At 64.6% G+C, this 5,775-nt stretch carries 6 protein-coding genes and 2 pseudogenes (1 of these 8 only partly in view); 3 read left to right on the top strand and 5 right to left on the bottom strand.

Annotated features, from left to right (window positions below; genetic code table 11):
* Positions 1 to 172, top strand: a pseudogene (locus tag D474_RS28525) (PucR family transcriptional regulator ligand-binding domain-containing protein) (it extends 1,403 nt beyond the left edge of the window).
* A 215-nt stretch (positions 173 to 387) separates the two neighbouring features.
* The gene (locus D474_RS0112435; RefSeq protein WP_017613887.1) at positions 388 to 1,191 is read left to right on the top strand and encodes a DUF2637 domain-containing protein; all 804 of its coding nucleotides are present in this window, start codon (positions 388 to 390) and stop codon (positions 1,189 to 1,191) included.
* 220 nt (positions 1,192 to 1,411) lie between these two features.
* Here D474_RS0112435 and D474_RS0112425 read toward each other — a convergent pair whose 3' ends face one another.
* Positions 1,412 to 1,633, bottom strand: coding sequence for a hypothetical protein (locus D474_RS0112425; protein ID WP_017613885.1), 222 nt, complete (start codon positions 1,631 to 1,633; stop codon positions 1,412 to 1,414).
* A gap of 399 nt (positions 1,634 to 2,032) precedes the next feature.
* Here D474_RS0112425 and D474_RS0112420 point away from each other — a divergent pair, with 399 nt between their 5' ends.
* A complete protein-coding gene (locus D474_RS0112420) occupies positions 2,033 to 2,464 on the top strand; it encodes a hypothetical protein (RefSeq protein WP_152476759.1) in 432 nt (143 codons plus the stop codon).
* A 585-nt stretch (positions 2,465 to 3,049) separates the two neighbouring features.
* Here the strand turns inward: D474_RS0112420 and D474_RS0112415 are convergent.
* The 4 genes and pseudogenes from D474_RS0112415 to D474_RS33335 form a co-directional block, all read right to left on the bottom strand.
* Positions 3,050 to 3,301, bottom strand: coding sequence for a CsbD family protein (locus D474_RS0112415; protein WP_239647054.1), 252 nt, complete (start codon positions 3,299 to 3,301; stop codon positions 3,050 to 3,052).
* A 134-nt stretch (positions 3,302 to 3,435) separates the two neighbouring features.
* Positions 3,436 to 4,521 carry a hypothetical protein gene (locus tag D474_RS0112410; protein WP_017613882.1) on the bottom strand — a complete coding sequence of 362 codons (1,086 nt, stop codon included), beginning with the start codon at positions 4,519 to 4,521 and terminating at the stop codon, positions 3,436 to 3,438.
* 404 nt (positions 4,522 to 4,925) lie between these two features.
* Positions 4,926 to 5,102 carry a hypothetical protein gene (locus D474_RS32260; RefSeq protein WP_161628672.1) on the bottom strand — a complete coding sequence of 59 codons (177 nt, stop codon included), beginning with the start codon at positions 5,100 to 5,102 and terminating at the stop codon, positions 4,926 to 4,928.
* A gap of 232 nt (positions 5,103 to 5,334) precedes the next feature.
* Positions 5,335 to 5,775, bottom strand: a pseudogene (locus tag D474_RS33335) (aldehyde dehydrogenase); the annotation flags it as partial.

Here is a 5,775-nt window from a genome sequence, read left to right as displayed (position 1 = left end):
GCTCGCCCGCCACGGCAACTGGGACCGAGCCGCGGCAGACCTGGGGGTCCACCGCAACAGCGTCCGCTACCGGATCGGCCGGATCGAGCGGGACCTGGGTGTGGACCTGTCCGATGCCGAACAGCGCATGCGGCTGTGGTTCGCCCTCGGCCGCCACAGCCCCGGCCGGTGAGGCCGTTCTCTGCGGAACGGGCCTCCGCGAGGGGATCGGTCCACGGCTGCGCTACGGCCGCGCACGAAAAAGTGCGGGCCGAGGTAAACCTCGACCCGCACCAAGTCTCGACCATCTCCATGTGGAATGGTTCGTGTCCGAGGGGGGACTTGTCGGTTACGTACATGCCCCTCACGGTCTCCACCGAACTCGCGTTGGACGGGCGGTGACCTGCGATGGGCACTTCCCGCTGGTCCCGCTGGACCACCATCGTCTCCGTTCTGATGCTGGCGCTGATCGCGGCCGTCGTCAGCTATTCGCATATGTACGAGCTAGCCCTTCGCCATGGCGAACCGGAGTGGCGGGCGGCGCTGTTCCCGCTCTCGGTCGACGGCATGATCGTCGCTTCCTCCATGACGCTGCTGAGCGATGCCCGCAACGGCCGCAAGGGCGGATTCCTGTCCTGGGCGCTGTTGATCATCGGGTCCGGCGCCTCGCTGGCGGCCAACGTCGCGGTCGCTGACCCCACCATGTGGTCGCGCATCATCCACGCCTGGCCCTCGTTCGCGCTGATTGGTGCGTATGAGTTGCTCATGCGCGAGTTCCGCACGGCCGCGCGCTGCGTACGCGGTGCGGACGCAGACCATACGCACGACGACGAGAGCCCAGAGGGCGACGATCAGGTTCCGACTCCTTCGGACGAACATCAGGAACGGCCGTACCTGCAAGTAGTGCCAACTGGGGTTGTCGGCGATGACCGAAGCGTTGAGAGCGAGAAGGGAAGAGGCAAGCGCATCCCTCCGCAGATGCAGCGGGACGCCCGGACGTGGGCACTGGAGAACCATCAACCGGATGGCTCCCTGCCGACGGGCGGGCAAATCGCTGACCACTTCGGCCGCAAAGAGCGGTGGGGGAGGTTGGTCAAGCAATGGGGACGGCAGGGGTATCTGGGGTCTCCAAGTTCGGTGACTTCTACAGCGACGGAGCCAGATTCGACCAGCGGGGAGCGTGTGTCCGCTCAGGTCGAAGGTTTCTGCTGAGGGATTTTCACGGCGGCTGGGAGACGTCACAGCCCTTCCCGCGCGTGGGACACCAGTTGCCGACCGCCATGCCCCGCTCGTGGGACAGTTCACACTTGCTTGCGCGGGGACCTCGCGGCCACGTGGGCGTAGTAGACCCTCGTCCTCCGGCGGCCTGCACCGAAAGGGGCCCCGAACACGCCAATGGCCCGGGACATCCTCTCCCGGGCCCGGGGCAGACTCACTTCGCGGATTTCTCCTCCAACCGCAGAGCCACCCCCAGAGCGAAGAAGGTCGGCGCCCATTCACCGATGAACAGACCCCACCGGTCCGCACGCTCTGTGCCGGCGCTCTCCGCCTGCATGGACGCGACCCAGCTCAGGACCGAGAGCCCGATACTGGCCGCGCCCGCGGTGTAGGCCATCTGCGAGGTGACACCCATCTCGGCGAGCTTGGCGATCATGGAACCTCCGTAGACATGTACTCACTGACAGTTCCCTGACGCTCTTTCCGGTCGCAGGTCAACGCATTGGCTCCCCGGTGCAAAATCCTGCCGCCACGAGCCGATTCACCAGCGGCATAAACTCGAATCACCCCTATTCGCCCTAGGACGGAAGCACGTCAAAGCAAATTGTCGTTGACCTTCCGGGTCCTCCATGTGAGGAGATCGGTTCCGGATCTTAGGAGTGAGCTCACCGCAACCCCGCTTATCCTGAGCTGTTTTAAAGTCCGCTTCGGTCGGGAAGCTGACCGCCAAAATTTCGAGCGCTTCGCCCGTCCCGGCTCCTCGCGGGCGGTCTATCATAGAATCGGTACGGCAGGGGGGATGGCATCAATTATGCAAGACGGGGACACTCGCGACGTGGAAGCCCTCGCGTGTGCAGCGATCGAGGAGTTCCTCGCAGGCTGGCTGGAGAAGACCCTGAACACCCATCGGCAAACACGTGATTCGGGCAGCAGCGCGCGCAGCACGGGAGAGGCCTTGGCGCAACTGCATGCGCGTGATCTGTCCGCCTGGCAGGAACGTGGTTACCTGAGCCACCTGCACGCCGTAGCGGTGGTCGATGTGTATTACGAACGTCGTATCGCGCAGGCGGCGCGTGCTCTCAGACAGTCGAGCGCACAGGGACCCAGGCATGAGCGCTCCCGCCAGGACTATCACCGTCTGCGCCACGAGAGGGCGAATGTCCGGGCTTGGTTGGTTGCGCGTGGGTGGGACCTGGAACTCGAGTCCACCGAGAGCGAGACCGAAAGCGGCGTGGCCGGCAACCACTGGATGTCCGACCACATCTGAGCCGGTTCCAGGTGGTCTCCTCCAACGCAGCGCGTCGAACTGATCCGGGAGGGAGCCGAGTCAGTCGATGAGGCCGGGCAACCGTTAGCGCAGTGCAGGGCCAGCCTCGTCGTCGAATGGTGCAGGTTCGCCCCAGAAGCGTTGGGACCGTGGCATCGGTGCGGCTGTCGAAGTGTTCACCGCTCGCAGGTGCACTTACCCTCCCCCTGGCAACAACGCAGTGGTCTCGGAGCCCTCCGGAACCAGGTGGGCGCGAGGAAGGTCGACGGTTCGCGGTGATCCCGCGGAGGGTGGTGGAGAGCGCGCTGGTGTGGTTGACCTCCCACCGGCTTCTTGCCAGGGACTAGGAGCGCGACCCGGCGGTTTCCGGGGCGATTGTGCGCTGGGCCGCGATCGGTCAGATGGTCCGCCGCCGCACCCAAAAACGTGACGCTGTTCATCAGCGTTTGTGGACGAGCCAGGATCATTTCCTTATCGTTCTCCAAGAGGTTTTTACTGGAGCGCAGTGCTGCTGAGTTTGTGAAAGACCTCGGTGGTCGCAACTCCAGGAACGCCGGGTGTTGCGACCACCGCTCGAAACCGAGCTCAGTTCCGGCCGTCGTCGCCCTCGCCGCGAAGCTTGTCGGCAGCTCCCCGCGCGGTGTCCTTGACGTCTTCCTTGCCTTCGCGCAGCTTGCCCTTGGCCTGTTCGGCCTTGCCTTCTGCCTCGAGGCTGTCGTTGCCGGCCACCTTGCCGGTCGTCTCCTTGATCTTGCCCTTGGCCTGTTCGGCCTTGCTCTGACCCTTCTCTTCCTTGCTCATGGCTACCTCCAGGTCTCCTGCGGTCAGCAGTTGCACGCCCACACTTCGAAGAACCGGCAACTGTTGCTTTCGGACAATCCCTGCCCACGCAACTCGATCTATTGCGCGAGCTTGAGTGTGTTCTACACCACCTCCTGTGATTATCGGAAGATGTCCGGCTTCCACCCTGCTCAGGAACCCTCTTCGTCTCCCTCCAAAGGACCCTGACGCCGTTCGTGCTTTTCCCGGAAGGCCTCGCGCCGCTCGCGCTCGCGCAAGCTGAAGGCGGCGGTGCGCACCGACTCCTCGCTCTCGAAACCGGAACCGATAGCACCTGCCACCGTGCCCGCAGCCGTCACCAACAGCGGGATTAGCAGGTATGTGCCCACGCTGACCTGCCCAGCGACATAGGACTGCAGGATGTCCGGCGAGAGCAGAACCAGTGAGGCCACGGTGTTGACGGCGAACAGGCCCGCATAGAGAAAGGCCACCCCCAGACCCAAGGTCAGAATCGTCGTCGCGTTGAACAGCACCGCTTGTTCACGCTCGACACGGGGCCGCTCCCCGACCGGTTCCCACAGCTGGTGGTAGACGATGAGCCACCCGGTCATCACCGTCAGCGCTCCCACGGCTGCCAGGACCAGGCGCCAGGCCGACAGCGTGGTGGACATCTCCCAAACCGTGGAGTTGAGCAGGTAGAAAGCGCTGAAGGCAAAGGCACCGACCAACGGCCCTGTCAGGCTCCAGACCAGGCGCCAGGGCCGGTTGGCCCGCACCATCCCCAGCAGCAACCGCGCGACCCCCCATCTCGAGGAGATCCGGGCATCGACCCCGGGCTGGTCAGGGGTTTGTCGCCGGAAACGGCCCGACAGAACAGGAAGACGCCTTTGCCGGTGTTGCGCGCTGCCCTCTTGGGGCGTGCCGGGCCGATGGATATCGGCGACGAGCTGGGCCGCGACCGCACCGACCCTGCGCCGCAGCGCCATGGCCCCGAAAGCCGGCAAAGAGACCACGACCACACGTCGGCTGCTGTTCATGTCAGCCATGATGGCCCGTTTGCCGCTGCGCATGGGCAGGTCGGTCACGCACACGACCATGTCCCACCCGTGCTCGGCCATCTTGTCCTCGGCAAGTTCCATCATCGCCGTGTGGTGGCTGTCGCTCGGCGGGAGCCGTTCTCGGAGTACCTGCGCGTCCCAGGGCTGTTCCGAGTCGAGCTGGTCGGTCAACAACTGCGGCAGGTCCTCAGCGAGTTGTTCACCGATCAGAACGGGCATGGCAACGGGATCTGCGAGCACTCCGACCGTGAGGCAGCCCTCGCTCCGGTCTTTGCGCCGTTCGCCTTCCGCCAAAACTTTGCCTTTCTGATTTGGTGGGACCCGATGCGGAGATGCAGGTCTATAATCCCCGAATCCGGCTTGCCCCTTATGGCTGTCGAGAATGAGGGGCGCATGCCTCCCGAGTGAGCGGCTCTCCCGAGGAATCCGGAGTCGAATACCGGGAAAAATCTACGGAGGGCCGCCGAAATGCAAGAATATAGACAGATACCCCGCCCAAACAACCCGCCTTACCAGGCCCCGGCAGTCCCTAGGCGGTCGGTGTTTTTTGACGGGTCAGGTCGCGGAGCCAGATCCGGATTGAGGCCACCTGCACGGTCCCGTCGTAGATCGCGGCCCGCTTGTCACATCGGGTCGACGTGGGGCGGTCCAACGTGCTGGACCAGGGTCGTGGCCAGTACCAGGGGGCGCCTGTGTTGATCGGCGAGCAGGAGAATCTTGGTGGTCCGTCCGTCCCTGGAGCGTAGGAGCGTGGCGAGCAGGGTCCACGCGGCATCGGTGAGTACATGAGGTCCGGGCACGTTTACGCACCCTGCCAGGGCAGACCCCGCTCCGCTCGCACTTCCAAAAAACAGTGCCTAACCGGGACCCGCGGGCCGCCGCTGGACCGAGCGTAGATGGGACGGTAGTACCCGCTCTAGCTCATCCAAGCTCCGGAACGACCGGTTCGCCAAATGCTCTTTCAGGTGTGCCCGCAGTATCTCGACCAGGCGGACGGGCCTGCGTGGTCGACGGGCCGGCCAGCGGCGCCGCTCACGTCATGGCGGGCTTGAGTACCACCTTGGTCCAGCCGTCCTCGCGGTTGTCGAAGTGCTCGTAGGCCTCCGGTGCCCTCTGCAACGGCAGGTCGTGGGAGACGATGAAGGACGGCTTCGCGCGGTCCTGGTGGATCATGTCGCGCAGCTGCCGGTTGTAGGCCTTCACCGGCGCTTGGCCGGTACCGATCCTCTGCCCCTGGAACCAGAACGTCCCCATCTCGAAGTCGAGCCGGCCGTTGCGGGACATCTCGTCCGAAGCTCCGGGGTCGGAGGGCAGGAAGATGCCTACGACACCGATGCCGCCGGTGAACTTCACCGACTTCACCAGGTTGTTCATGGTCAGCTCAGGGTGCTCGACACCGACATGGTCATGGGCCTGGTAGCCGACGCACTCACAACCGCAGTCCGCACGCCGCCCGTCGGTGAGGTTGAGGAT

The organism is Nocardiopsis salina YIM 90010, from assembly GCF_000341025.1.
Taxonomy (GTDB): domain Bacteria; phylum Actinomycetota; class Actinomycetes; order Streptosporangiales; family Streptosporangiaceae; genus Nocardiopsis; species Nocardiopsis salina.
This window is presented reverse-complemented; position numbering and strand designations above follow the sequence as displayed.

Bases quoted from the DNA above. Each gene is read 5' to 3' on its own strand.
- D474_RS0112435 (WP_017613887.1), top strand. From the start codon at position 388: ATGGGCACTTCCCGCTGGTCCCGCTGGACCACCATCGTCTCCGTTCTG.
- D474_RS0112425 (WP_017613885.1), bottom strand. From the start codon at position 1,633: ATGATCGCCAAGCTCGCCGAGATGGGTGTCACCTCGCAGATGGCCTAC.
- D474_RS0112410 (WP_017613882.1), bottom strand. From the start codon at position 4,521: ATGCCCGTTCTGATCGGTGAACAACTCGCTGAGGACCTGCCGCAGTTG.